This is a genomic window from Mycobacterium sp. E2462 (genome assembly GCF_001672685.1).
Taxonomy (GTDB): domain Bacteria; phylum Actinomycetota; class Actinomycetes; order Mycobacteriales; family Mycobacteriaceae; genus Mycobacterium.
This window is the reverse complement of record NZ_LZKC01000263.1, coordinates 1-25,262: the sequence shown is the minus strand read 5'-3', so window position 1 is coordinate 25,262 and position 25,262 is coordinate 1. Positions and strand designations below refer to the sequence as shown.

The window sequence follows — 25,262 nt, the reverse complement described above, 5'->3', positions numbered from 1 at the left end:
GCGGCGGTGCGGTACGCGGCGGTCGACAAGAACGCCGTGATCGTGGCGGCCGCCGGCGACACCAGCAAGAAGGACTGCAAGCAGAACCCGGCGCAGGATCCGTTGCAGCCCAACGATCCGCGCAACTGGAAGGCCGTCACCACCGTGGTGACACCCTCGTGGTTCAGCGACTACGTGTTGACGGTCGGCGCCGTCGACCCGGACGGACACCCGCTGACCCAGGGCGGCCAGGGACAGGGCGCCACCAGCGTGTCCGGTCCGTGGGTCGGCATCGCCGCCCCCGGCAGCGACGTGGTGGGGCTGTCGCCCCGCGACGACGGGGTCATCAACGCGATCGACGGGCCGGACAACACGCTGCTGGTGCCGGCCGGCACCAGCTTCTCGGCCGCGATCGTGTCGGGGGTGGCGGCGCTGGTTCGCGCCAAGTATCCGCAGCTCTCGGCCTACCAGGTGATCAACCGGTTGACCCGCACCGCCCACGCCCCGGCGCGCGGCGTGGACAACCAGATCGGCCACGGTGTCGTGGACCCGGTCGCGGCGTTAACCTGGGACGTACCCGATGGTCCCGTGAAGCCGCCGCAACGGCTGTCGGCCCCGCTGGATATTCCGAAACCGGTCCCGCCGCGGGACATGGTGCCGATCTGGGTGGCGGCCGGGGGACTGGTGACCGCGCTGCTCGTCGGCGGTGGGGTGTTTGGCACGGCGATGCTGCTGAAGCGATCGCGGAAACAGCAATAAGGGTGGAGCAGCAACACACATGAAGGCTCAGCGCAAACTGGGGTTGTCCCTGACGTGGCCGCGGGTCACCGCGGTGTTGGTCGTCGACGTCGTGCTCTTGGTGGTGGCCAGCCACTGCCCGGAGTCCTGGCAGGGCAGCCACCGCATCGCCTTCTGGGTGGGCGTCGCGCTGGCGGTGCTGGTCGCACTGCTGTCGCTGGTCACCTACCACGGCCTGACCGTCGCGTCGGGCCTGGCCACCTGGTTGTGGGACTGGTCCGCCGACCCGGGCACCGCGCTGGCCGCCGGCTGCACGCCCGCGCTGGACCACCAGCGCCGGTTCGGCCGGGACAAGGTCGGCGTCCGCCAGTACGACGGCCACCTGGTCACCGTCATCGCCGTCAACGGCGGTGAGGACGACCCGGCGTCGCGGCACCGGCACCGGACGTCGCCGCCCACGCTGCCGATCCAGGCGGTGGCCGACGGGGTGCGCCAGTTCGACGTTCACCTCGACGACATCGACATCGTCTCGGTGAAGGTGCGCCGCGGCGGCCCGGAGTCCAGCGCCGCCGAGCTGTCGAAGCTCGAGGATTGGGGCCCCGAGGAGTGGGAGGTCGTCGGGGACCAGCCCACGTCCTTCGTGCGGCGTACCTGGCTGGTGCTTCGGATGAACCCGCAGCGCAACGTCGCCGCGGTCGCGGCCCGCGATTCGCTGGCCGCCACCCTGGTCGCCGCCACCGAGCGGCTCGCCCAGGACCTCGACGGCCCGACCTGCGCGGCGCGGCCGCTGACGGCCGAGGAGATCGCCGAAGTCGACCGTGCGGTGCTCGCCGACCTCGAGCCCACCTGGAGCCGGCCCGGCTGGCGCCACCTCAAGCACTTCAACGGTTTCGTCACCAGCCTGTGGCTGACGCCGTCCGACATCACCAGCGACACGCTGGACCAGGTGTGGGACACCGACGCGACCGCCACGGTATTGACCGTGCGGCTGACCTCGCGCCGGGGACGCGCCCAGGTGTCGGCGTGGGTGCGCTACCACACCGAGGGGCGGCTGCCCAGGGACTTGTCGGGGGGACTCAACAGGCTTACCGGGCGCCAATTGGCCGCGGTGCGCGCCAGCCTGCCCGCCCCGTCGACGCACCCGCTGCTGACCGTGCCGAGCCGCACCTTGCACGGCGACGACGAGCTTGTGCTGTCGGTCGACCAGTTGCGAGGGAGCCCGGCCGGCGTGCCCGCGGCGCAATGACCCGGCCCCAATCCACCGCCGAAGGCGCTCGCAACGCGATGGTCGCCGGCCTGCTGGCGTCCGGCGTCTCGGTGAATGGGCTGCAGCCCAGCCACAACCCGCAGGTGGCGGCGCAAATGTTCACCACCGCGACCAACCTGGACCCGTCGATGTGCGACGCCTGGCTGGCGCGGATGTTGGCGGGGGAGCAGAGCATCGAGGTGCTCTCCGGTGCCTGGTCGGCGCTGCGGACGTTCGGCTGGGAGACCCGCCGGCTGGGTGTGACCGAGCTGCAGTTCCGTCCCGAGGTGTCCGACGGCCTGTTCCTGCGCCTGGCCGTTACCAGCGGGGAGTCGCTGGCCTGCGCCTACGCCGCCGTACTCGCCGAAGCCAAGCGCTACGAGGAGGCCGCGGAGCTGCTCGACGGCGTCGAACCCCGCACGCCCATCGACGAGGAGTTGGTCGACTACGTGCGGGGCGTGCTCTACTTCCGCACGCAGCGCTGGCCGGACGTGCTGACCCAGTTCTCCGAGTCCAAGGTCTGGCGCCTGGCCGAACTCAAGGCCGCCGGCGCCGCGATGGCGACGACGGCCCTGGCCTCGCTGGGCGTCTTCGAGGAGGCCCTGCGGCGCGGACAGGACGCCATCGAGGGTGACCGGGTGCCCGGCGCCGCCAACATCGCGCTCTACACGCAGGGCATGTGCCAGCGGCATCTTGGCCGCGAGGAAGAGGCGGTCGAGCTGCTGCGCCGCGTGTACTCGCGCGACCCGAAGTTCACCCCCGCCCGCGAGGCGCTGGACAACCCGAACTTCCGGTTGGTGCTGACCGACCCGGAGACCATCGAGGCCCGCACCGACCCATGGGATCCCGACAGCGCCCCCACGCGCGCCCAGGCCGAGGCCGCGCGCCACGCCGAGGAGGCCGCGAAGTACCTGGCTGAGGGTGACGAAGAGCTCAACGCGATGCTGGGCATGGAACGGGCCAAGCGCGAGATCAAGCTCATCAAGGCCACCACCAAGGTCAACCTGGCGCGCGCCAAGATGGGCCTGCCGGTTCCCGTCACGTCACGCCACACGTTGCTGCTGGGCCCGCCGGGCACCGGTAAGACGTCGGTGGCGCGGGCGTTCGCCAAGCAACTGTGCGGCCTGACCGTGCTGCGCAAGCCGTTGGTGGTGGAGACCAGCCGCACCAAGCTGCTCGGCCGCTACATGGCCGACGCGGAAAAGAACACCGAGGAAATGCTCGAGGGCGCGCTGGGTGGGGCGGTCTTCTTCGACGAGATGCACACGCTGCACGAGAAGGGTTACCAGCAAGGTGACCCCTACGGCAACGCCATCATCAACACCTTGCTGCTCTACATGGAGAACCACCGCGACGAGCTGGTGGTGTTCGGCGCCGGCTACGCCAAGGCGATGGAAAAGATGCTCGACGTGAACCAGGGTCTGCGCCGCCGGTTCTCGACCGTCATCGAGTTCTTCAGCTACACCCCGCAGGAGCTGGTCGACCTGACCCGGCTGATGGGCCAGGAGAACGAGGACGTCATCACCGAGGAGGCGGCGCAGTCGCTGCTGCCGTCCTACACGCGGTTCTACCTCGACGAGAGCTATTCGGAGGACGGCGACTTGATCCGCGGCATCGACACGCTGGGTAACGCCGGCTTCGTGCGCAACGTGGTGGAGAAGGCCCGCGATCACCGCAGCTTCCGCCTGGACGACGAGGATCTGGACGCGGTGCTGTCCAGCGACGTCACGGAGTTCAGCGAGCGCCAGTTGTTGCGGTTCAAGGAGCTGACCGCCGAGGATCTCGCCGACGGCCTCAGCGCGGCGGTAGCGGAGAAAACCGACTAACGCTCTCCCGCGCTAATTCGGCGCGGAAAATGCACTGCCCAGCAAATTGCTTAATCCCTCCCTCGGTCCTCCGATTAGCGGGCGTCGACGCGGCCAGCGGGGGCAATAACGGGCCCTTTTCGCATCGAATTGCGAGCGGTCGCCGCCCACGCCGCGCGCCGTGCTGGGCGGCGAGCATCCGGTCCTGATACCAGCCGTTACATGGTGTTATCGCGCGAAACACGCTCTTCACATCGAGCGCGGACACGCGCCACTTGGCGTGCTTTAGTTGTTTCATCGATGTGTTTTGCTTGAGTCATTTACCAGGTCGCAATGCCCGCATGTGCGTTTGCCGATCCATGCGTCGGCTCAGGGATTGCCATGCCCGGCAAACCTTCGCCGCGCCGGTAGCGGGCTGAGTGTTTTCCGATAGGAGAGGTCCGATGTCTTCCGCTGTCACGCATCCGGAGCTGCCTGCCGCGCGTCGGGCACCGCGAGTGACGACACCTCGCGATCGCCGGGTGCGTTGACATGGATTACGGAGCGCTACCGCCGGAAATCAACTCCGGGCGCCTTTACCTCGGACCGGGCTCCGCGCCGCTGCTGTCCGCGGCGGCGGCCTGGGACTCACTGGCCACCGAGCTGCACTCCACGGCCGCGCTGTACCAGTCGGTGATCGAGGGTCTGAGCAGCGAGGAATGGTTGGGGCCGGCGTCGGCGGCGATGGCTGCCGCCGTCGCGCCGTACCTGAGCTGGATGGGATTGACCGGCGTGCAAGCGGAGAACGCCGGCGCGCAGGCTGCCGCCGCAGCGGGTGCCTACGACACCGCCTTCGCGATGACGGTGCCCCCGCCGGTGGTTGCCGCCAACCGGGCCCTGCTGGCGGCCCTGGTGGCGACGAACATCCTCGGGCAGAACACCCCGGCGATCGCGGTGACCGAAGAGGAGTACGGCGAGATGTGGGCGCAGGACGCCGCGGCTATGTACGGCTACGCGTCCAGTTCGGCGTCCGCGGCGGCGCTGACGCCGTTCCCGCCGCCGCCGCAGACCACGAACCCCAGCGGTCAGGCCGACCAGGCCACCGCCGTCACGCAGGCGACCAGCACGTCGGCGGCCTCCGGCGCCCAAGAGACGCTGACGCAGTTGACGTCGCAGATCCCGGGCGCTCTGCAATCGTTCGCCTCGCCCGTGTCGTCGTCGAGCTCGTCGGCGCTGGCGTCCTCGTCGCTGACCACCGGCTCACTGTGGGACCTGCTGAATTCCAACTTCCTCAACGGCATCATCTCGGGTGGCTACATCAACCCCGCGATCGTCGAACCGGCCGTCACCGCGTCGATGGCCGATATCAACGCCGTGACGCTCGGCGGGTCGCCCAACACGCAAGCCATCCCGCCCATGGGGTCTGGCTCGGGAAATGCCGGCTGGACACCGGTGGGACAGCCGGGCGCCGTTGCGCCCGGTGCCACCGGAGTGCCGTTCGGTGACCCCCCGCTCGGCGCCACGGGCGTACCCGCGACGGATACCGGATGGGTCTCGGCCGGCACCAACCAGGCGGCGACGGTCGGCCGGTTGTCCGTGCCGCAGACGTGGACGGTGGCCGCCCAGGTGGAAAATCATGCGGGAGCGGCCCTTCCGGGCGGTGGCTGGAACAGCACGCCGCTGCCCCAGGGCACGCCGGCGGGAGCGCCGGGCATGCCCGGGGTCCCCGCGGTCAACGTGCCGGGCCGCAACTTCGGCAACGGGCCGCGCTACGGATTCCACGTCACCGTCATGCCGCGACCGCCCGCCGCGGGCTGAGCGTCGACCCGCCGGCCAGAAGGGGCACGCGTTTGACGCACCCGGGATCCGATGTCACCATGGCCGGTGAGCACCTCGTTAGGTGAGGCGTCCGCACGGACACAGGCCACTGACCTCGAACGTCGAGAGACGCCCAAGGTCAGGACAGCTCTTCCCGGCTTAAGGGTTGAGCCCAAGTGGCTTCCGGGAGATCGACCGGATACGTCGTGCGGTGCTGAAGCTTGGACGAGAGGGGTGCGGTGTCCGAGCGTTCGTCTCGGCCTCTTGCCCCGCGTGCACCGTGGCGCCCCCGCGCGCCCTGGCTGTGAGGAGGTGAGAGCGAAATGAAGTCCGGCGACAGTCCGTATCCCGAACCCGAGACCGTTTCGTCTCGATCCGGCCCCGGCCGCGTTCGCGCGTTCGTCATCGCCGCAACTCCTGCGCTTTAACCAGGCGTCATCCCTTCGCGGGTTTGTCGCAGCGGTGCGCGGAAAGTCGTTGCACGAAGGGCTTTCCAACCGCCCCTGACTGCTGCGGAGAGGACCTGCGATGTCGATCGCTGTGACGATTCCGCGTGCCCGGGTAGCCGAGGTGTCGAGCTGCGCAGCTGAACACCGCGCTCCTGCAATCGAATTCACATCTTCCGTGTCCGCTGATGCGTCGGCGGCCGCGCAGCGAACCCGACCGTCAGGTGCCGGGGGAGGAGGCTGATAATGACCGCACCACTGGACTTCGGCGCGCGTCCGCCCGAAATCAATTCCGCGCTCATGTATTCCGGCGCCGGATCCGGATCGATGCTGGCCGCCGCTGCGGCGTGGAATGCATTGTCTACTGAATTGCGTTGCACCGCAAGCTCATACAGCTCGGTGCTGGCGTCCCTCACGGGCGAGGAGTGGCTCGGTCCTGCTTCGACCGCGATGGCCGCCGCGGCGATGCCGTACGCGGCCTGGCTGGGCGCGACGGCCGAGCTGGCCGAGCAGACCGCCGCGCAGGCCGAGGCCGCCGTCGCCGCCTACGAGGCCGCCTTCTCCGCGACCGTGCCGCCGCCGATCGTCGCGGCGAACCGCGCGCAGTTGGCGGCGCTGGTCGCCACGAATGTGCTGGGACAGAACACTGCGGCCATCGCGGCCACCGAGGCCCAGTACGCCGAGATGTGGTCGCAGGACGCCGCCGCGATGTACGGCTACGCCGGGTCGTCGGCCGCCGCCACCCGACTCGCGGGCTTCATCGGGCCGCAGCAGACCGCGGCGCCGGGCGCGCTGACGCGCCAGGCCGCGGCGGTCAGCCAGGCGGCCGGCACGTCGGCTGGAACTCAACAGGCCACGTTGTCGCGCCTGATGGCCACGCTGCCGTCGGCGTTGCAGAGTCTGGCCTCGCCGGCGGACGCGATGACGACAAGCTCCACCGGGACGGGGTTCTCCGACTTCCTGAACAGCAATTTCCTCAACACGCTGGCTTCGACCGGCGCGTTCAACCCCGTGCAGGTGGTGCAGGCGGTCACCAGCTCGACGTTGCTGGGCAGCAGCGCCACGGGTGACGTCGCGGCACCCGCGGCGGAGGGCCTCGGTCAGGCGGTCGCCGTGCCCGTCAGCGGCGTCGGCGGCCTCGGCTCCGCGGTGTCGGCAAGCCTCGCCGAGTCCCACCTGGTCGGCCCGCTGTCGGTGCCACCCGGTTGGGCCGCCCCGGCCCCGCTGTCCAGCGCGCTGCCCTCGACGCTGGGCGGCACGCCGATGATCGCCCCGTCGGCCGCCGCATCGGCATCGTCACCGGCAGCGGCGGCGGGCATGCCCGGGATGCCCGGTGTGCCCCTCATGGGGCAGGCCCAACCGGGATATGGACGCGCGCTGCCCCAGTACGGCTTCCGCCCCCTCTTCGTGACGCACCCACCCGCCGCTGGCTGACGCGGCCACCCGGCCGTCGCGCCGCGCGCTCCAACGGCTTCACAGCAAACCTCGCGTCGTTGTGATGCCTCACATCATCGGGCCCTGACCTGTGAGCTAACCTCACAGCCGATATCCAGTAGCTAAGCAGCGGCTCCGCTGCCGCTTCGGCCTATCCTCGTGGTCGGTGGCGGGGAGCCGTGTCACCCGGGGCCGCCGGCTCGGGCCTTCATCGTCGAAGCCTGCCGGCACCGCGGACGTGTGACGCGCTGTCGCAAGCCCGCATTTATCGGAGCCCATTGTGTCGACGAATGGGTTTTACTGCCGAGGCTAACCCGTCGGCGCCGACAATGCAGTCGGCCATCCACATAAAGCCATAGGCGACGACCCGTTTCACCTGCGTTTTTCTCAATTCTATGAACGCATAAATATGTGTTCATAGCGAGCCGTTGCTGAAATATCACGATAATAATTCACTTCGCAATGTGCGTTTCACATACGGCGACATGAACCGTGGGATCCCCGCGTAATTTCCCCCCGACGTTCCGTCACCGCCTTCGATCGAAAGGAATGCTGTCGTGCGAAAGAAAGGCGCATTCGCGGTGGATATGGCTCTGAACGGGCTAAACAGCCGCGTGTCACCAGCCGCATATTCGCACATCTCACAGCGTGAGCCTGTGCGAAGACATTGATCGTTAACGCGGTTTTACCTTCCCGGAACCGTGACTGAATTTTTTCCGATCACCATGGAGTTAATGTTCCGTACGCGCCTGCCGCCGGGCTATTGGTGGGGCGCGATCGCGGAAAGTGGGCGTTGTCACCGTTGCCGCGCGCACACGAAGGCGCGCCGGACGGCGATTACATGAATTCGAACTGAGCTGTGGACAGGCTGCGGCAGACGCCGCTTTGTCGCATTTAGCATGGCCGCATCGGAGGGAGCGGGAGAAGAAATGCTAGATTTCGGGGCATTCCCGCCGGAGTTCAACTCGGGGCGGATGTACGTAGGTGCCGGATCGGGGCCGCTGCTGGCGGCCGCGGCGGCGTGGGATGAGTTGGCCGCAGAGTTGCAGGCGGCCGGAACGGCGTACGGGTCGGCCGTCGAGTCGCTGACCTCGGGCCCGTGGACGGGCCCGTCGTCGATCGCCATGGCGGCCGCCGCCGCGCCGTACGTGGCATGGATTCACGCCACCGGCGCCCAGGCCGAGGAGGCGAGCAGTCAGGCCAAACTCGCGGCGGGCGCCTACGAGGCGGCGTTCGCGGCCACGGTGCCACCGCCGGTGATCGCCACCAACCGGGCCCTGCTCGCGACCTTGATCGCCACCAACATCCTCGGGCAGAACACCCCGGCGATCGCCGCGACCGAAGCCGACTACATGGAGATGTGGGCACAGGATGCGGCCGCGATGTACGGCTACGCGGCGGCGTCGTCCGCGGCCGCGCAGATGACGCCGTTCACCGAACCGCCGCAAACCACGACCGACACGGCCGGGCAATCGCAGGGCAGTGCGGTCAGCCAGGCCGCCGCACAGTCCGGTTCGAACACCGCGTCGCAGCTCGGTTCGGCGATGCAACCGATGCTGCAGACGCTGGACGCCACCGGCAGCACGTCCGCGGCGGCTTCCGAACCGTCGCTGACGGTGCCGCCGGCCATCACGAACTGGAACACCATCTGGTCGGCGATCACCGGTGTCTACTCCCCGCAGTCGTGGACGAGCATTCCCGGTGGTCCCTTCCTGTCGTTCGGGCAGGCCTACTCCTGGGGACAGAACGGGCAGAGCGCCGCCGCCTACCTGGCCGGGCCGAAGGCCATCACCGGAGCGCTGGCGCCGCTGGCCGGTGGGGCGGGTCTGGCCAAGCCGGCGCTGAGTTCCGCAGTCGGGGTGTCGGGGTCCATGGGCAAAGCGGCGCTGGTCGGCAGCATGTCGGTGCCGCAGGGCTGGACCGAGGCCGCACCGGCCATCCGAACCATCGCGCAGGTGTTCCCCACCAACCTGGCGGCGGCCCCGGCCACGCTCGCCGGCGAGGAGGGCGTCTTCAGCCAGATGGGGTTGTCCAGCCTGGCCGGGCGCGCGGTCGCCGCCAGCGCAGTCCGCTCCGCCGGGCCCGCGTCGGTGGCGGCCCTGGGCGGCGCCGTCACCGAGGCCGATCCCGCGGCCGCCACCATCATCGTCATTCCGTGCCTCGAGGAGTGAGCGCGATGACCATCCGATCGAGCACCGTGCGGCGACGCGCACGCCAGGGGACGAGGGGACAGCGATGATCTACGGAGCCTTTCCGCCGGAGTTCAATTCGGCCCGGATGTACAGCGGGCCCGGGGCCGAGTCGCTGGTGGCGGCGGCCACGGCGTGGGAAAGCCTCGCCACCGAATTGCAGTCGACCGCAACGTCGTATCAGTCGGTGGTGTCGGGCCTGACGTCCGGCCCCTGGGTCGGGCCGTCGTCGGTCGCGATGGTGTCGGCGGCCGCGCCCTACATTGCGTGGCTGCAGCAGACCGCCGCGCAGGCCGCCGAGACCGCCGCGCAGGCCACCCAGGCGGTGACCGCCTACGAGACGGCCTTCGCCGCCCATGTGCCGCCGCCGGTGATCGCGGAGAATCGCGCCCTGCTGGCGCAATTGGTGGCGACCAACCTGTTCGGGCAGAACACCGCGGCGATTGCGGCGAACGAGGCCGAATACGGCGGTTTTTGGGCCCAGGACGCCGAGGCGATGGACACCTACTTCGCCACCTCGGCGACTGCCACCAACAACCTGACAACCTTCAGCCCGGCCCCGCAGACCACCAACGACGCGGCCCAGCCGATGCAGGCCGCCGCCCTGACCCAGAGCACCAACGCGGCGGCCGGCAACGTGGCCGGCACCGTGGCTCAGGCGGCCACCACGCCGAGCGGGTTCACCGGGCCGCTGGCCTGGTTGGCGCAACTCGCGACGGATTACCAGACGTTTTGGACCGACCTGCTCAACACGGTCCCGGGCGGCGCCAACTTCTATACCGCCTTCTACAACGCGGTGAAGGTTCCTCTGGGGTTGACGACGCAATTCAACGACATCGGGTTGTTGATCAACTTCCCGGTGTCCCAATGGCTGAAGTTCGCCCCGCCCCTCGCCTACGGCGCGCTGCCGAAGGACGCGCTGGGCGCGGGGTTGGGCGCGCTCGGTTTCACGCGCGGCACGCTGTTCGACGCCATCAGCCCGACGGCCGGGTTCGCGCGCGGCACCCTGGTGGGGAAGCTGACCGTGCCGCCGAGCTGGGCGTCGGCCACCCCGGCGATCCGTACCGTGGCCGCCGCGCTGTCGGCCGCCGGACCCGAGGCGGTGCCCGCCGCCGCGCTCGGCGAGGGCAGCCTGTTCAGCTCCATGGGGTTGGCGGGCATGTTGGGCAGCGCCCTGGGCGCCGGGGGCCCCACCGTGGTGGGCGCCGGGGTGCGCAGCCGCATGAAGCCGATCAACGAGGGCAAGCAGTCACCCGAGCAGCTCAAGCGCCTGGTCGCCCAGATCTCCGACAAGCCGGAGTCCGTGCAACACCACAGCGTGGACCAGGAGGGGCTCGACGCGCTCCTCGAGCAGCTGGCGAAGAAGCCGGGGATCCATGCCGTGCACCTGAAGAAGGGCGACAAGTCGAAGGTACTGCCCGCCGACGCGCAAATCGGCTGACGCCGAACGCGATTCGCTGTCTCAACAACGATCCGAGGGAGAGCCACAATGAAACGAGTGCTGGCGCTGGTGAGCGCGGCCGCCATGATCGGGCTCGCGGCCCCCGCGCAGGCCGCCCCGCCGCCCGAACCCGACGGCGACGACGGGGCTTTCATCGCCGCGCTGCAGCAGGCCGGTTTCACCTATTCCAGCCCCGGATCTGCCGTCGCCGCGGGTCGGGCGGTGTGTTCCTGCCTGAACAATGGAGAGTCCGGCCTGGAGCTGGTGCACGACGTGAAGACGCACAACCCCGGCATGGACATGGAGATGGCGTCGAACTTCGCCCTGATCTCCGCGCAGTACTACTGCCCGCACCACCTGTCGAAGGCCTGAGCCGCAGCGCGAATACCGTTGCGTCGCCGAAGGATTGGCGGGTGAACACAACGGACGAACCGGCGGCGTGCGACAATCGACCGCTATGAGACCGTGGCCGGCGCTGTGCTGCCTCGCAGTCGCCGCGGCGCTCGCGGCGCCCGCTCGCGCCGAACCGGATGCCGGCGACGCCGACCAGGCCGGTTTCCTTGCGTCGCTGAGCACCGCGGGTATCACGTACAAGACCCCGGACGCCGCCGTGCAATTCGCCAAGGCGGTGTGCCAGGCGATGGGCGGCGGCGAACGCGGTCCGCAGATGGTCGACGACCTGAAGAACCAGAACCCGGGCCTCACGACCGACCACGCCACCTCGTTCGTGGCGATCGCGGCGAAATACTATTGCCCGCAGCAACTCAACCATCAGTAGCCGGCCGGCCGCCGGCTGCGGCGCCTTGCAGGTTGCGGCCGCGTGGCCGCCCGGCGCCCGATCTGTCTCCGGGTCATCTGCCGTTCACCTGGGCGTGGTTAGCTCCGCGCGAATTCGGGGGTTAGGAGGGGGCCGGTGGAGACGTTGAGCGTGCTCGACTTCGCGCTGCGGCTCGGCGTCGGCGTCGGCTGCGGCGCGCTCATCGGGCTGGAACGCCAATGGCGCGCGCGGCGGGCGGGCCTGCGCACCAACGCCCTCGTCGCCGCCGGGGCCACGCTATTCGTGCTGTACGCCGCCGCGACCACCGACAGCAGCCCCACCCGCGTCGCGTCGTACGTGGTGTCGGGCATCGGCTTCCTCGGCGGTGGCGTCATCCTGCGCGAGGGCGTCAACGTACGGGGCCTCAACACCGCGGCCACCCTGTGGTGCTCGGCGGCGATCGGGGTGCTGGCGGCGTCCGGGCATCTCGTGTTCACGCTGATCGGCACCTGCACGGTCATCGGCATCCACGTCCTGGGGCGCCCCCTGGGCCGGCTGATCGATCGCGACGGCACCGCCGACGAGGACGAGAGCCTGCAGCCCTACCTGGTCCAGGTGATCTGCCGCCCCAAACACGAGAAGTACGCGCGCGCCCAGATCGTCCAGCACGCCGGCAGCAACGACATCACGCTGCGCGGCGTCCACACCGGCGAGCCGGCGAACGACGAGATCACCCTGACCGCGCATCTGCTGATGAGCGGCGACGTGCCGGCCCGACTGGAGCGGCTGGTCGCGGAGCTCTCTCTGCAACCCGGGGTGCGCGCGGTTCAGTGGTACGCCGGCAACCAGGCGCAGTCCGACGACCGGAGCTGACGTTGCGGGCGGAGGGCGACCGACCGCGCCCGCTGTGGTCGTAGTCTTAGCTGCGTGAGCGCCCTGACCGGTTTCCTCGCCGCGCTGCCCGCGCCGATGCGGGACCCGGTGTTGTTCGCCATCCCGTTCTTTTTGACGCTGTTGATCCTCGAGTGGATGGCGGCGCGCAAGCTGGAACGCCTGGTCGCCGAAGCAGACGACGCCGGCAGGCCGGCCGCCGGCGCGTACCTCACGCGAGACTCGCTCGCCAGCATCTCGATGGGGCTCGTCTCCGTCGCCACCACCGCCGCCTGGAAGACCCTGGCCCTGCTGGGCTACGCCGCGCTCTACGCGTACGTGGCGCCCTGGCACCTCTCGGCCACCCGCTGGTACACGTGGGTCGTCGCCCTCGTGGGCGTGGACCTGCTCTACTACGCGTATCACCGGATCGCCCACCGAGTCCGGCTGATCTGGGCTACCCACCAGGCCCACCACTCCAGCGAGTACTTCAACTTCGCCACCGCGCTGCGCCAGAAGTGGAACAACAGCGGCGAGATCCTGATGTGGACTCCGCTGCCGCTGTTGGGGATCCCGCCGTGGCTGGTGTTCTTCAGCTTCTCGGTCAGCCTCATCTACCAGTTCTGGGTGCACACCGAACGGATCGGCAAGCTGCCGCGGCCCTTCGAGTTCATCTTCAACACGCCGTCGCACCATCGCGTCCACCACGGTAGAGACCAGCTCTACCTGGACAAGAACTACGGCGGCATCCTCATCGTGTGGGACCGCCTGTTCGGCAGCTTCCAGGCGGAGGTCTTCCGGCCGCACTACGGCCTGACCAAACCGGTGGACACCTTCAACGTCTGGAAGCTGCAGACCCACGAATACGCGGCTATCGGCCGCGATTGGCGCGCGGCGACCCGGCTGCGCGATCGGCTGGGCTACGTGTTCGGGCCGCCCGGCTGGTCGCCCCGCGGAGCCCGCCGCCTCGACGACGCCGTGGCGGCCGTGACCGTTCTGTAACATCGGCGCCGGCCGGTGCGAAAAGCTGAAGGTGGGGGCGTTACGCCAGGTTGAGTTACACAGCCTCGGCCCCCGTCGGTATCGGCTCGATGGATCGGAGTTGATGGTGCATCGCCTGGCAATGAGCGCATTCGCCGTATCGATAACGGTTGCCGCGCTGACCCAATCCGTGTCGCCGGCCCCCGCCAAGGCCGACCCCGTCGCGGTCTATCCCGGTATGGAGATCCGGCAAGACAACCGCGTCTGCACCCTGGGCTACGTCGACCCCGGTCTGAAGATCGCCTTCACCGCGGGACACTGCCGCAGCGGCGGAGGCGTCGTCACCGACCGCGGCGGCGCGGTGATCGGCCGCCTGGCCGCTTTCCGGGACAACACTCCCAGCGGGACCACGGTCACCACCGACCAGAACATCGCCGACTACGAGGCCATCGTGTTGGACAACGGCGTGGCGGCCAACAACGTGCTGCCGGGCGGCCGTTCGCTGGTGTCGAGCCCGTCCGTGGCGCCGGCACCCGGGCAAGCGGTCTGCCATTTCGGCGTCAGCACCGGCGAGACCTGCGGCACGGTGGAAAGCGTCAACAACGGCTGGTTCACGATGTCGCACGGCGTGCAAAGCCACAACGGGGACTCCGGCGGGCCGGTATACCTCGCTGCCAGCGGCGGTCCGACGCAGATCGTGGGCATCTTCAACAGCGTCTGGGGCGACCTGCCCGCGGCGGTGTCGTGGCCGGCCACCTCCCAGGAGGTTCGGGAGGACATGGGCGTCGGCGGCCCGGCCTAGCCGGACGTGCCGGCCGGTGTCAGCGCGAACACCGGGATGGTGGGGGCGACGGCGCGCATCTGGTCGTCGCCGCTGTCGGGGGTCAGGCCGCCGACGTAATCCTTGACCTGCCAATACCACCGGCGCAGGTAACGCCGCAGGATCTCGGGTTTGCGGGCGTCCTCGACCTCGGTGACCCGCGCGAGCCGGCGCCGCCAGCGGGGGCCCAGTTCGACGACGCCCGCGGCCCTGACGTTGCGGGCCCACTGCGTGTTGCCGCGCGGGGATACCAGGTAGTCGACGCCGTCGACGGTCAACAGGTTGATCACCACGGACCGGGGCCGGCCGGACTTGCGGCCGCGGACGCGCAGCGCGCGGGTCCCGGCGACGCTGATTCCGGCTTCGGCGAGCCAGCGGATCACCGCGTTACCGGCGCGGGCGGCTCTATTCGGTTCGTCGTATCGGGTCGTCATGACGTGCCTCCCGGGGGCTGGTGAGAGCGGTGCTCTCGTTAGCGGTAACGGTTCCACAAACGTTGCGGGGAAACAAGAGCGGTGATCTCGGTTGTGCGAGACTGGGCCGCGTGGGCAAGCGCCAGGAGACCCGGGACCAGATCGAGGCGCGCATCGTCGAGCTCGGTCGGCGCCAACTGGTGGAGCGCGGCGCGGCCGGACTATCGGTGCGCGCGATCGCCCGCGAGCTGGGCATGGTGTCCTCGGCGGTGTACCGCTACGTGTCGAGTCGCGACGAGCTGGTGACTTTGCTGCTCGTCGACGCCTACACCGACCTTGCCGACTGCGTGGACCGGGCCCGCGAATCCGTGGGCGACCTGTGGAGCGACGACGTCATCGCGATCGCGCGGGCGGCGCGGCGGTGGGCTGTCGCTCACCCCGCCCGCTGGGCGTTGCTCTACGGCAGCCCCGTGCCGGGGTACCACGCGCCGCCGGAACGCACGGTGGCCGTCGGCACGCGCGTCGTGGTGGCGCTGTTCGACGCGATGGCTGCCGGGATCGCCACCGGAGACATTCGGTTGACCAACGTCGTTGCACCGCAGCCCATGTCATCGGATTTCCAACGCCTCCGCCGGGAATTCGGGTTTCCCGGCGACGATCAGCTGGTCGCCAAGTGTTTCCTGCTGTGGGCGGGCGTGCTCGGCGCCATCAGCATGGAGGTCTTCGGCCAGTACGGCGCCAACACGCTGACGGACCCGGAGTCGGTGTTCGACGCGCAGCTGTCGATGTTGGTCGGTGTGCTCGGCCAGCACTAGGGGGCGTCGGGTGACGCGGAATTAGAACGTGTTCATACGACGTCGCGCCGCCTCGCGCGGCTGGGTGCGGCAAAGTTTTCCCGGCCCCTTCTGGCATGGGAACGACTGGACTATCCTGCGAGACGATGACGCTTCCCGCTCAGTCTCCGACGCAGATCGCCTGGGTTACCGCAGACCTGGACGCCACCGAAAGGGCTCTCACCGGCCTATTAGGCGCCAAGAAGTGGGTCCGTATCCCCGAGGTCCACTTTGCTCCGGATTCGTGCAGCTACCGCGGACGCCCGGCGGACTTCGTTGCCAGCATCTCGCTGAGCTACCTCGGCGACATGCAGTTGGAGCTGATCCAACCGGTCAGCGGGGAGAACATCTATAGTGACTTCCTGGCTGCGTGCGGGCCGGGCTTACACCACATCTGCATGGAAGCCGAGAGTCCCGAGCAGTTCGAGGCGGCGTTGAGCGACGCCGCGGACCGAGGCGCTCCGGTAGTGCAACAGGGCGTCATGGCCGGCGGCATCCAGTTCGCCTACGTGGCGGCGCCCCAGGCCGGGGTTCCGTTCGTCGAGATCGCCTACATCGCGCCCGAAATGCGGGCGTTCTACGACTACATCAAACAGGAGCAGCGGTGAGCGATCGCGACACCGCGAACGCCGGCGAGGACAAGGAGTGGCACCGATGAGCACGGAGATACCCGCAACGATCCGCGCGAGCGACGTGACGTCGTGGTCCGAGGACGTCGACGTGGTGGTGATCGGCTTCGGGATCGCCGGCGGCTGCGCCGCCGTCAGCGCGGCCGCCGCCGGCGCGCGGGTGCTGGTGCTCGAGCGCGCGGCAGCGGCAGGGGGCACCACCTCGCTGGCGGGGGGCCACTTTTATCTGGGCGGGGGGACGGCCGTGCAGGAGGCGACCGGGCACCCCGACTCGGCGGAAGAGATGTACAAGTATCTGGTCGCCGCGTCCCGCGAGCCCGAGCTCGACAAGATCCGCACCTACTGCGAGGGCAGCGTCGAGCATTTCAACTGGTTGGAGGGCTTGGGTTTTCAGTTCGAGCGCAGCTTCTACCCCGGCAAGGTGGTGGTGCCGCCGGGCACCGAGGGGCTGAGCTACACGGGCAATGAGAAGGTGTGGCCGTTCTGCGAGCTGGCCGTCCCCGCGCCGCGGGGGCATTCCGTTCCCGTTCCCGGGGAGTTGGGGGGCGCCGCCATGGTTATCGAGTTACTCGTCAAACGCGCCAACGACCTCGGGGTGCAGGTGCGCTACGAGACGGGTGCCACCAACCTCGTCGTCGAGGACGACGGCACGGTGGTCGGTGTCGCGTGGAAACACTTCACCGAGACGGGCGCGGTCAAAGCCAAGGCGGTCATCATCGCGGCCGGCGGGTTCGCGATGAACGACGAGATGGTCGCCGAGCACACGCCCGCGCTGGGCCAGCCGCGGCGCACCAAGCACCACGGCCTGGTCGCGCCCTACATCCTGGGCAATCCGAACGACGACGGGCTGGGCATTCGGCTGGGCGTCTCGGCCGGCGGGGCAACCCGGCACATGGATGAACTGTTCATCACCGCGGCGGCATACCCGCCGGAGGTCCTGTTGACCGGCGTGATCGTCAACAAGGACGGCAAGCGGTTCGTCGCCGAGGATTCCTACCACTCCCGCACGTCGGCGTTCGTGCTGGAGCAGCCGGAGCAGACCGCGTACCTGATCGTCGACGAGGCGCACACCGAGATGCCCGCGATGCCGCTGATCCGCTTCCTCGACGGCTACGAGACGATCGCGGAACTCGAAGAGGCGCTGGGCATTCCGGCGGGCAACCTCGCCGCGACCCTGGAGCGCTACAACAAGCTCGCGGCCGCCGGTGAAGACCCGGACTTCCACAAGCAGCCGGAATACCTCGCGCCTCAGGACCACGGGCCGTGGGCGGTGTTCGACCTGTCGCTCGGGCGCGCGATGTACTCGGGGTTCACCATCGGCGGCCTGTCGGTCACCGTGGACGGCGAGGTGCAACGCGAGGACCGCAGCATCGTGCCCGGGCTTTACGCGGCGGGCGCGGGCGCGGCTAATCTCGCCCAGGACGGCAAGGGCTATGCCAGCGGCACGCAACTGGGGGAGGGCTCGTTCTTCGGTCGCCGCGCCGGAGCGCACGCGGCCCGCAGGGCCGGGTAAGCGGTAGGCGCGCATCCGATGTGGGCGCCGGAGCGCACGCGGCCCGGAGGGCCGGGTAAGCGGTAGGCGCGGATCCGATGTGGGCGCCGGAGCGCACGCGGCCCGCAGGGCCGGGTAAGCCCTATACCTTGGCGGGCTCCGAGCCGACCGGTCCGAGGCGCCACTGACCGCCGCCGAGCAGTTGCAGCTCTTGCGAGTGATGCTGCTCGATGGCCCGTCGATGGCTGACGCTGACGACGACGCAGTCGGGCAACTCGCTGCGCAGCAGTTGGTACAAGGCGTATTCCAGGCCCTCGTCGAGCGCGGAGGTCGCCTCGTCGAGGAACACCGCCTTCGGCTTGGTCAGCAGGATGCGCCCGAAGGCGACGCGCTGCTGCTCGCCGGGGGAGAGCACCTTGGCCCAGTCGCGCTCTTCGTCGAGCCGGTCGATCAGGGGAGCCAGCGCCACCTTGGTCAGCGTCTCCCGTAACGCCTCGTCGGGCACGCCGTCGGGCGAATTCGGGTAGCAGACCACGGTGCGCAGGCTGCCGAGCGGCACGTACGGCAACTGCGACAGGAACATCGTGGCGTTCTCGCCGTCCGGGCGGCACAGGATTCCCGAGGCATAGGGCCACAACTCGGCCAGGCTGCGCAGCAACGTGGTCTTGCCGGTGCCGGAGCGCCCGGTGATCACCAGCGAGTCACCGGTGTCCAGCTGCACGTCGAGCGAGTCGATCAGCTGGTCGCCGTCCGGCGTGCGCACCTCCACGTGGGCCAGCTCGACGGCGGTGTCCTCGCTCGGCTTGACCAGCAACGCCGGCAGGGCGCGACCCTTGGCGTTGGCGTCGACCAGCCCGTGCAGACGGATGATGGCCGCTCGGAAGGCGGCGAAGGCGTCGTAGTTGTTCCGGAAGAACGACAGCGAGTCGCTGATGTTGCCGAACGCCGTCGAGGTCTGGCTGACGTCACCGAAGTCGATTTTGCCGGCGAACAGCCGCGGCGCCTGGATGATGTACGGCAACGGCACGATGGCCTGCGACACCGACCAGTTCCAGCCGTTGAAGATGATGCTCCGGCGGACGAACTTGCGGTAGTTGTCGATGATCGGGGTGAAGCGGCGCCACAGCTGCGCCCGCTCGACGCGCTCGCCGCGGTAGAACCCAACCGCTTCGGCGGCGTCGCGCAGGCGCACCAGGCCGTACCGGAACGCGGCGTTGAGCTTCTCGTTGTTGAAGCTGAGCCAGATCAGCGGCCGCCCCAGCCACACCGCCACCAAGGTGGCGATCAGGACGTAGAACACCACCGTCCAGAACATGACGCGGGGGAATTGCACGCCGAAGATGGTGAGGCTGCCCGACAGGTTCCACAGGATCGCGGCGAAGGAGATGACCGACGCCACGGCGTTGACGGCCCCGAACAGCAGCGTACTTCCGGTGCCGTTGGACGGGATGTTGGGCGTGCCGCCGGCGTTGGCGGTGAAGATGTCGATGTCCTGCTGAATACGCTGGTCGGGGTTGTCAATCGTGTTGTCGATGAACAGGTCTCGGTAGTAGGCGCGGCCGCCGAGCCAATCGTCGGTCAGGTGGGCGGTCAGCCAGATGCGCCACGCGATGATGAACCGCTGCGTCAGGTAGATGTCGGCCATGAACCGCATGACGTACAGGGTCGCCAAGAGCACGAAGATGGCGATCGACACCCAGAAGCCGTGAATGCCAGAGTTTCTGACCTGCTCGTTGTCCGCGGCCGTCCCCTGAAACGCCTTCTGGACGGCGGTGAACAGGTCGTTGCCCTGGTAGCTGAGCAGCACGGTCAGGCGCACCGACATCAGGACCGACAGCAACAAGACGCCGAGCATGGCCCACACCTTGACGCTGGGTCGGCCGACGAAGTACCCGCCGGTGATCCGCCAGAACTGGCGGCCCCACGGGGTGAAGTAGCGGAGCGCGAACAGCACGACGACGAGGCTGATGGCGCCGATCGCCCACGCTATGGCGAGCCACCGCAACGAGTCCACGAGTGCCGCCGACCAGTCGATGGACGGCGTGAACGGCTTGGGGCCCAAGGTCGACCTCTCCTTCGAATACTGGTAGCCAAAGGCTGGTGGCCGGAGTAGTCCGCATCAGTAATCCTCCGGCGAAGGTACCGGAAGCGGTGGATAGGCTGCGCAGATGAGCACCGACGCCGCCCCCACCCAGACCGTGCACGCCGGCCGACTGGTCGCGCGCCGGCTCAAGGCCAGCGGTCTGGACACCGTCTTCACGCTGTCCGGGGGCCACCTGTTCTCTATCTACGACGGCTGCCGCGACGAGGGTATCCGGCTCATCGACACCCGCCACGAGCAGACCGCGGCCTTCGCCGCCGAGGGCTGGTCGAAGGTGACCCGGGTGCCCGGGGTGGCCGCGTTGACCGCGGGCCCCGGCGTCACCAACGGCATGAGCGCCATGGCCGCCGCACAGCAAAACCAGTCACCCCTGGTGGTACTGGGCGGTCGCGCGCCCGCGGGGCGCTGGGGCATGGGCTCGCTGCAGGAGATCGACCACGTGCCGTTCGTGGCGCCGCTGACCCGGTTCGCGGCCACCGCGCAATCGGCGGACGCTGCCGGCCGGCTGGTCGACGACGCGCTGCGGGCGGCCGTCGGCGCGCCCTCGGGCGTCGGGTTCGTCGATTTCCCCATGGACCACGTCTTTTCGGCGTCCGACGACGACGGTCGGCCCGGAGCCCTGGCCGACCTGCCGCCCGGGCCGGTGCCCGACGGCGAAGCGCTGAGCCGGGCCGCGGCCCTGCTGTCCGCCGCCCGCCGACCCGTCATCATGGCGGGCACCAACGTCTGGTGGGGCCACGGTGAGGCGGCGCTGCTGCGCCTGGCCGAGGAACGGCAGATCCCGGTGCTGATGAACGGCATGGCCCGGGGCGCGGTGCCGGCCGACCATCCGCTGGCGTTCTCGCGGGTGCGCGGGAAAGCGTTGGGAGAGGCCGACGTTACGCTCATCGTCGGCGTGCCGATGGATTTCCGCCTCGGATTCGGGGCGGTGTTCGGGTCGCAGACCAAGCTGATCGTTGCCGACCGGGCCGAACCCGAACGCAAGCATCCCCGGCCCGTCGAGGCCGAGCTGTACGGGGACCTGTTGTCGATCTTCGCGGGGCTGGCCCCGGGGCGGGGGTCCGACCACCGGGACTGGATCGACGAGCTGCGCGAGGCGGAGACCGCGGCACGCGGACGCGAGCAGGCGGAGCTGGGCGACGACCGGGCGCCGCTGCACCCGATGCGCGTCTACGCCGAGCTGGCCCCGATGCTCGACCGGAACGCCATCGTCGTCATCGACGCCGGCGACTTCGGCTCCTACGCCGGCCGCATGATCGACAGCTTCCAGCCGGGCTGCTGGCTGGACAGCGGGCCCTTCGGCTGCCTGGGCTCGGGCCCCGGCTACGCGCTGGCCGCCAAGCTGGCCCGGCCCGACCGGCAGGTGGTGTTGCTGCAAGGCGACGGCGCGTTCGGGTTCAGCGGCATGGAGTGGGACACCCTGGTGCGGCACAACGTGCCGGTCGTCTCGGTGATCGGCAACAACGGCATCTGGGGCCTGGAGAAGCACCCCATGGAAGCCCTCTACGGCTACTCGGTGGTGGCCGAGCTGCGCCCGCAGACCCGCTACGACGAGGTGGTTCGCGCGCTCGGCGGCCACGGCGAGCTGGTCGCGGCGCCGGGCGAGCTGCGACCCGCGCTGGAACGGGCGTTCGCCAGCGGCCTGCCGGCGGTGGTCAACGTGCTCACCGATCCGGCGGTCGCCTACCCGCGCCGATCCAACCTGGCCTGACGCGCGGCGCGACGAGCGGCCGGCTCGCCGGTCGACGGTGCCGCACCGCGTACCGTTGACCTGTGCCAAAGACGACCCGCGCCCAACCCGGCCGCCTGAGCAGCCGATTCTGGAAACTGCTCGGCGCCAGCACCGAGAAGAACCGCAACCGCTCGCTGTCCCAGGTCACCGACGCCTCGGATTACGACAAGGAGGCGGCCGACCTCAACGACGAGCAGCTGCGCAAGGCCGCCGGGCTGCTCAACCTCGACGAGCTGGCGGAGTCCGAGGACATCCCGCAGTTCCTCGCCATTGCGCGGGAGGCCGCGGAGCGGGCCACCGGGTTGCGCCCCTTCGACGTGCAGCTGCTGGGGGCGCTGCGGATGCTGGCCGGCGACGTGATCGAGATGGCGACGGGTGAGGGCAAAACCCTGGCCGGGGCCATCGCCGCCGCGGGCTACGCCCTGGCCGGGCGGCACGTGCACGTCGTCACCATCAACGACTACCTGGCCCGCCGCGACGCGGAGTGGATGGCCCCGCTGATCGAGGCCATGGGGCTGACGGTCGGCTGGATCACCGCCGAATCCACGGGGGCGGAACGCAAGACCGCGTACGGCTGCGACGTTACCTACGCCTCGGTCAACGAGATCGGCTTCGACGTCCTGCGCGACCAGCTGGTGACCGACGTCGACGACCTGGTCTCGCCCAACCCCGACGTGGCCCTCATCGACGAGGCCGATTCCGTGCTGGTCGACGAGGCGCTGGTGCCGCTGGTACTGGCCGGCACCAGCCACCGGGAGACGCCGCGGCTGGAGGTCATCAAGCTGGTCGGCGAGCTGGTCAGCGACCCCGAAGCCGACAAGTACTTCGCCACTGACGCCGACAGCCGCAACGTGCACCTGACCGACGCCGGCGCGCGTCGGCTCGAAAAGGCGCTCGGCGGCATCGACCTGTACTCCGAGGAGCACGTGGTCACCACGCTGACCGAGGTCAACGTCGCCCTGCACGCGCACGTGCTGCTGCAGCGCGACGTCCACTACATCGTCCGCGGCGGCGCGGTGCACCTGATCAACGCCTCCCGCGGGCGCATCGCGCAGTTGCAGCGCTGGCCCGACGGCCTGCAGGCGGCGGTCGAGGCCAAGGAAGGCATCGAGACCACCGAGACGGGCGAGGTGCTGGACACCATCACCGTGCAGGCGCTCATCAACCGGTACAAGACGGTGTGCGGCATGACCGGCACCGCGCTGGCCGCCGGCGAGCAGCTGCGCCAGTTCTATCGGCTCGGGGTGTCGCCGATCCCGCCGAATGAACCCAACATTCGCGAGGACGAATCCGACCGCGTCTACATCACGGCCGCCGCCAAGAACGACGCGATCGTCGCGCACATCGCCGAGGTGCACGAGACCGGACAGCCGGTGTTGGTGGGCACCCGGGACGTGGCCGAGTCCGAGGACCTGCACGAACGGCTGCTGCGCCGCGACGTGCCCGCGGTGGTGCTCAACGCGAAGAACGACGCCGAGGAGGCGCAGGTCATCGCGGAGGCCGGCAAGTTCGGCGTGGTCACGGTCTCCACGCAGATGGCCGGGCGCGGCACCGACATCCGGCTGGGCGGCTCGGACGAGGCGGATCACGAGCGGGTCGCCGAGCTGGGCGGGTTGCACGTGGTGGGGACCGGGCGGCACCACACCGAGCGGCTGGACAACCAGCTGCGCGGTCGCGCCGGGCGCCAGGGCGACCCCGGCTCGTCGGTGTTCTTCTCCAGCTGGGAGGACGAGGTCGTCAGCGCCAACCTGGACCACAACAAGCTGCCGATGGAGACCGACGAGGACGGGCGGATTCTCAGTGCCAAGGCCGCCGGGCTGCTCGACCACGCGCAGCGCGTCGCCGAGGGCCGGATGCTGGACGTGCACGCCAACACCTGGCGCTACAACCAGCTGATCGCCCAGCAGCGCGCCATCATCGTCGATCGGCGCAACACGTTGCTGCGCACGCCCACCGCCCGCGAAGAGCTGGCCGAGCTGGCGCCCAAGCGCTACAAGGAGCTGGCGGAAGACGTCTCCGAGGACCGGCTGGAAACGATCTGCCGGCTGATCATGCTCTACCACCTCGACCGTGGCTGGGCCGACCACCTGGCCTACCTGGCCGACATCCGCGAGAGCATCCACCTGCGGGCGCTGGGCCGCCAGAACCCGCTGGACGAGTTTCACCGGCTGGCGGTCGACGCCTTCGCGTCGCTGGCCGCCGACGCCATCGAGGCCGCCCAGCAGACCTTCGAAACGGCGAACGTCCTGGAAGACGAGCCCGGGCTGGACCTGTCCAAGCTGGCGCGGCCGACCTCGACGTGGACCTACATGGTCAACGACAACCCGCTGTCCGACGACACGCTGTCCACGCTGAGCCTGCCCGGGGTGTTCCGCTAGGGGGCCGACGTCACCCGGCGTCGGATCGAGTGCCCGATTGCCCGCCTCCTCGGCGGTCCGCGCTGCGGACCGCGTCGTCGCCGGGCTAGTGTCTCGGCTCATGGAGCCGGTGCTTCCGCCCAACCGGGTGCTGACGGTCCCCAACGCGTTGAGCGTCATCCGCTTGGTGCTCATCCCGGTGTTCGCCTACGCGCTGCTGGTCGCGCACGCCCACGGCTGGGCCGTGGCGATCCTGATGTTCAGCGGCGCCTCGGACTGGGCCGACGGCAAGATCGCTCGCCTGCTCGACCAGTCCTCGCGGCTGGGCATCCTGCTGGACCCGGCGGTCGACCGCCTCTACATGGTGGCCGTACCCGTCATCCTCGCTTGGGCGGGGATCGTGCCCTGGTGGTTCGTCATCGTCCTGCTGGCCCGCGACGGGCTGCTGGCCGCGACGCTGCCGGTGCTGTGGGGTCGCGGGCTGTCGGCGTTGCCGGTCACCTACATCGGTAAGGGCGCGACGTTCGCGCTGATGTCGGGGTTCCCGCTGGTGCTGCTCGGCACCTGGGACGCGCTGTGGAGCCGGGTGGTCGGCGCCTGCGGCTGGGCGTTCCTCGTCTGGGGCATGTACGCCTACCTGTGGGCGTTCGCCCAGTACGTGTTCCAGATGGTCCTGGTGGTGCGCCGCCTGCCCAAGGTGGACCGCGCCGCCCGCCGCCAGGCCATGTCGGAAGCGGTCGAGAATGGCTGACACCGACCGACTGCTCGGCGGTTACGACCCTAACGCGGGACGAAGCGCGCACCTCGCGGCGCGACCGCAGCTCATTCCCGTGCCCTCGCTGCTGCGCGCCCTGCTTTCCGAGCACCTCGATCCCGGTTACGCCGCGGCCGCCGCCAGGCGCGCCGACGCGCCGGCGCCCCGCGGTGCGCGCGGCCGCCTCGGCGCCTGGGGCTGGCAGGCGTTGGCGGCGGTGCTGATCGCCGCCGTGTTCGCCGCGGCGGTCGCGCAGGCCCGGTCGGTGGCGCCCGGTGTGCGCAGCGCCCAGCAGCTGCTGCTGGGCAACGTGCGGTCCAGCGAGGACACCGCGGCCAAACTGGCGCAGCGACGCGGCGAGTTGACCAGCCGGGTCGACGACGTGCAGCGGCACGCGCTGGCCGACAACGCCGAGGGGCAACGGCTGCTGGCCCGCCTCGACGCGCTG

The 25,262-nt window shown here is 69.6% G+C and carries 20 protein-coding genes, 1 pseudogene and 1 riboswitch; of the genes and pseudogenes, 19 read left to right on the top strand and 2 right to left on the bottom strand.

Features of this window, described 5'->3' with window-relative positions:
• The 12 genes from A5714_RS13200 to A5714_RS13145 all read left to right on the top strand — a co-directional run.
• Positions 1–738, top strand: a 738-nt coding sequence (locus A5714_RS13200) for a S8 family serine peptidase (protein WP_156747301.1), incomplete at its 5' end; no start/stop codon positions are given.
• A 19-nt stretch (positions 739–757) separates the two neighbouring features.
• On the top strand, positions 758–1,963 hold the full coding sequence (gene eccE, locus A5714_RS13195) for a type VII secretion protein EccE (protein WP_068285762.1): 1,206 nt from the start codon (positions 758–760) through the stop codon (positions 1,961–1,963).
• Positions 1,960–3,789 (top strand): type VII secretion AAA-ATPase EccA, encoded by a 1,830-nt coding sequence (gene eccA, locus A5714_RS13190; protein ID WP_068075028.1) that lies wholly within the window; start codon positions 1,960–1,962, stop codon positions 3,787–3,789. Before eccE ends, eccA begins: the two co-directional genes overlap by 4 nt.
• A 510-nt stretch (positions 3,790–4,299) precedes the next feature.
• On the top strand, positions 4,300–5,565 hold the full coding sequence (locus tag A5714_RS13185) for a PPE family protein (RefSeq protein ID WP_068285760.1): 1,266 nt from the start codon (positions 4,300–4,302) through the stop codon (positions 5,563–5,565).
• Between the two features lie 67 nt (positions 5,566–5,632).
• Positions 5,633–5,806: riboswitch (M-box (ykoK) riboswitch) on the top strand.
• A 451-nt stretch (positions 5,807–6,257) separates the two neighbouring features.
• A complete protein-coding gene (locus tag A5714_RS13180) occupies positions 6,258–7,445 on the top strand; it encodes a PPE family protein (RefSeq protein ID WP_068285757.1) in 1,188 nt (395 codons plus the stop codon).
• A gap of 929 nt (positions 7,446–8,374) precedes the next feature.
• Positions 8,375–9,616, top strand: coding sequence for a PPE family protein (locus A5714_RS13175; protein WP_068285756.1), 1,242 nt, complete (start codon positions 8,375–8,377; stop codon positions 9,614–9,616).
• Positions 9,617–9,680: 64 nt separating this feature from the next.
• Positions 9,681–11,075: a PPE family protein gene (locus A5714_RS13170; RefSeq protein WP_068285754.1), complete on the top strand. Its 1,395-nt coding sequence runs from the start codon at positions 9,681–9,683 to the stop codon at positions 11,073–11,075.
• Between the two features lie 48 nt (positions 11,076–11,123).
• Positions 11,124–11,447 (top strand): DUF732 domain-containing protein, encoded by a 324-nt coding sequence (locus A5714_RS13165; RefSeq protein WP_068285752.1) that lies wholly within the window; start codon positions 11,124–11,126, stop codon positions 11,445–11,447.
• 85 nt (positions 11,448–11,532) lie between these two features.
• Positions 11,533–11,853 carry a DUF732 domain-containing protein gene (locus tag A5714_RS13160; RefSeq protein WP_068285750.1) on the top strand — a complete coding sequence of 107 codons (321 nt, stop codon included), beginning with the start codon at positions 11,533–11,535 and terminating at the stop codon, positions 11,851–11,853.
• Positions 11,854–11,988: 135 nt separating this feature from the next.
• Positions 11,989–12,705, top strand: a complete 717-nt coding sequence (locus A5714_RS13155) for an MgtC/SapB family protein (RefSeq protein WP_068075049.1) — start codon at positions 11,989–11,991, stop codon at positions 12,703–12,705.
• 54 nt (positions 12,706–12,759) lie between these two features.
• Positions 12,760–13,704: a sterol desaturase family protein gene (locus A5714_RS13150; RefSeq protein WP_068285748.1), complete on the top strand. Its 945-nt coding sequence runs from the start codon at positions 12,760–12,762 to the stop codon at positions 13,702–13,704.
• A 103-nt stretch (positions 13,705–13,807) separates the two neighbouring features.
• Entirely contained in the window at positions 13,808–14,485 is a 678-nt protein-coding gene (locus A5714_RS13145) for a hypothetical protein (RefSeq protein WP_068285746.1), read from the top strand.
• On the opposite strand, the gene A5714_RS13140 is transcribed toward A5714_RS13145, so the two are convergent.
• Complete coding sequence (locus A5714_RS13140; RefSeq protein WP_068285744.1) at positions 14,482–14,937, bottom strand: nitroreductase/quinone reductase family protein; 456 nt, start codon at positions 14,935–14,937, stop codon at positions 14,482–14,484. The two genes, A5714_RS13145 and A5714_RS13140, sit on opposite strands and share 4 nt — an antisense overlap.
• A gap of 110 nt (positions 14,938–15,047) precedes the next feature.
• Between A5714_RS13140 and A5714_RS13135 the strand changes: the two genes are divergently transcribed.
• From A5714_RS13135 to A5714_RS13125, 3 genes are all read left to right on the top strand, one after another.
• Positions 15,048–15,731, top strand: a complete 684-nt coding sequence (locus A5714_RS13135) for a TetR/AcrR family transcriptional regulator (protein ID WP_068285742.1) — start codon at positions 15,048–15,050, stop codon at positions 15,729–15,731.
• A gap of 125 nt (positions 15,732–15,856) precedes the next feature.
• Positions 15,857–16,357: a VOC family protein gene (locus tag A5714_RS13130; protein WP_068075063.1), complete on the top strand. Its 501-nt coding sequence runs from the start codon at positions 15,857–15,859 to the stop codon at positions 16,355–16,357.
• Positions 16,358–16,403: 46 nt separating this feature from the next.
• Positions 16,404–17,891 carry an FAD-binding protein gene (locus A5714_RS13125; protein WP_068285764.1) on the top strand — a complete coding sequence of 496 codons (1,488 nt, stop codon included), beginning with the start codon at positions 16,404–16,406 and terminating at the stop codon, positions 17,889–17,891.
• Positions 17,892–18,012: 121 nt separating this feature from the next.
• On the opposite strand, the gene A5714_RS13120 is transcribed toward A5714_RS13125, so the two are convergent.
• Positions 18,013–19,932: an ABC transporter ATP-binding protein/permease gene (locus A5714_RS13120; RefSeq protein WP_068285740.1), complete on the bottom strand. Its 1,920-nt coding sequence runs from the start codon at positions 19,930–19,932 to the stop codon at positions 18,013–18,015.
• Positions 19,933–20,038: 106 nt separating this feature from the next.
• Here A5714_RS13120 and A5714_RS13115 point away from each other — a divergent pair, with 106 nt between their 5' ends.
• The 4 genes and pseudogenes from A5714_RS13115 to A5714_RS13100 all read left to right on the top strand — a co-directional run.
• Positions 20,039–21,682, top strand: a complete 1,644-nt coding sequence (locus tag A5714_RS13115) for an acetolactate synthase (RefSeq protein ID WP_068285738.1) — start codon at positions 20,039–20,041, stop codon at positions 21,680–21,682.
• Between the two features lie 62 nt (positions 21,683–21,744).
• Complete coding sequence (secA2, locus tag A5714_RS13110; protein ID WP_068285736.1) at positions 21,745–24,081, top strand: accessory Sec system translocase SecA2; 2,337 nt, start codon at positions 21,745–21,747, stop codon at positions 24,079–24,081.
• A gap of 100 nt (positions 24,082–24,181) precedes the next feature.
• The gene (locus tag A5714_RS13105; protein ID WP_068075074.1) at positions 24,182–24,811 is read left to right on the top strand and encodes a CDP-alcohol phosphatidyltransferase family protein; all 630 of its coding nucleotides are present in this window, start codon (positions 24,182–24,184) and stop codon (positions 24,809–24,811) included.
• A pseudogene (locus A5714_RS13100) lies at positions 24,804–25,262 on the top strand (hypothetical protein); the annotation flags it as partial. The gene A5714_RS13105 and the pseudogene A5714_RS13100, both read left to right, overlap by 8 nt.

What these genes read in the sequence shown, in the direction of transcription:
- A5714_RS13170 (WP_068285754.1), top strand. Translation starts at nt 9,681, where the DNA reads ATGATCTACGGAGCCTTTCCGCCGGAGTTCAATTCGGCCCGGATGTAC.
- A5714_RS13145 (WP_068285746.1), top strand. Translation starts at nt 13,808, where the DNA reads ATGGTGCATCGCCTGGCAATGAGCGCATTCGCCGTATCGATAACGGTT.
- A5714_RS13180 (WP_068285757.1), top strand. Translation starts at nt 6,258, where the DNA reads ATGACCGCACCACTGGACTTCGGCGCGCGTCCGCCCGAAATCAATTCC.
- A5714_RS13160 (WP_068285750.1), top strand. Translation starts at nt 11,533, where the DNA reads ATGAGACCGTGGCCGGCGCTGTGCTGCCTCGCAGTCGCCGCGGCGCTC.
- A5714_RS13130 (WP_068075063.1), top strand. Translation starts at nt 15,857, where the DNA reads ATGACGCTTCCCGCTCAGTCTCCGACGCAGATCGCCTGGGTTACCGCA.
- A5714_RS13125 (WP_068285764.1), top strand. Translation starts at nt 16,404, where the DNA reads ATGAGCACGGAGATACCCGCAACGATCCGCGCGAGCGACGTGACGTCG.
- eccE (WP_068285762.1), top strand. Translation starts at nt 758, where the DNA reads ATGAAGGCTCAGCGCAAACTGGGGTTGTCCCTGACGTGGCCGCGGGTC.
- A5714_RS13175 (WP_068285756.1), top strand. Translation starts at nt 8,375, where the DNA reads ATGCTAGATTTCGGGGCATTCCCGCCGGAGTTCAACTCGGGGCGGATG.
- A5714_RS13115 (WP_068285738.1), top strand. Translation starts at nt 20,039, where the DNA reads ATGAGCACCGACGCCGCCCCCACCCAGACCGTGCACGCCGGCCGACTG.
- A5714_RS13140 (WP_068285744.1), bottom strand. Translation starts at nt 14,937, where the DNA reads ATGACGACCCGATACGACGAACCGAATAGAGCCGCCCGCGCCGGTAAC.
- eccA (WP_068075028.1), top strand. Translation starts at nt 1,960, where the DNA reads ATGACCCGGCCCCAATCCACCGCCGAAGGCGCTCGCAACGCGATGGTC.
- A5714_RS13105 (WP_068075074.1), top strand. Translation starts at nt 24,182, where the DNA reads ATGGAGCCGGTGCTTCCGCCCAACCGGGTGCTGACGGTCCCCAACGCG.
- A5714_RS13185 (WP_068285760.1), top strand. Translation starts at nt 4,300, where the DNA reads ATGGATTACGGAGCGCTACCGCCGGAAATCAACTCCGGGCGCCTTTAC.
- A5714_RS13165 (WP_068285752.1), top strand. Translation starts at nt 11,124, where the DNA reads ATGAAACGAGTGCTGGCGCTGGTGAGCGCGGCCGCCATGATCGGGCTC.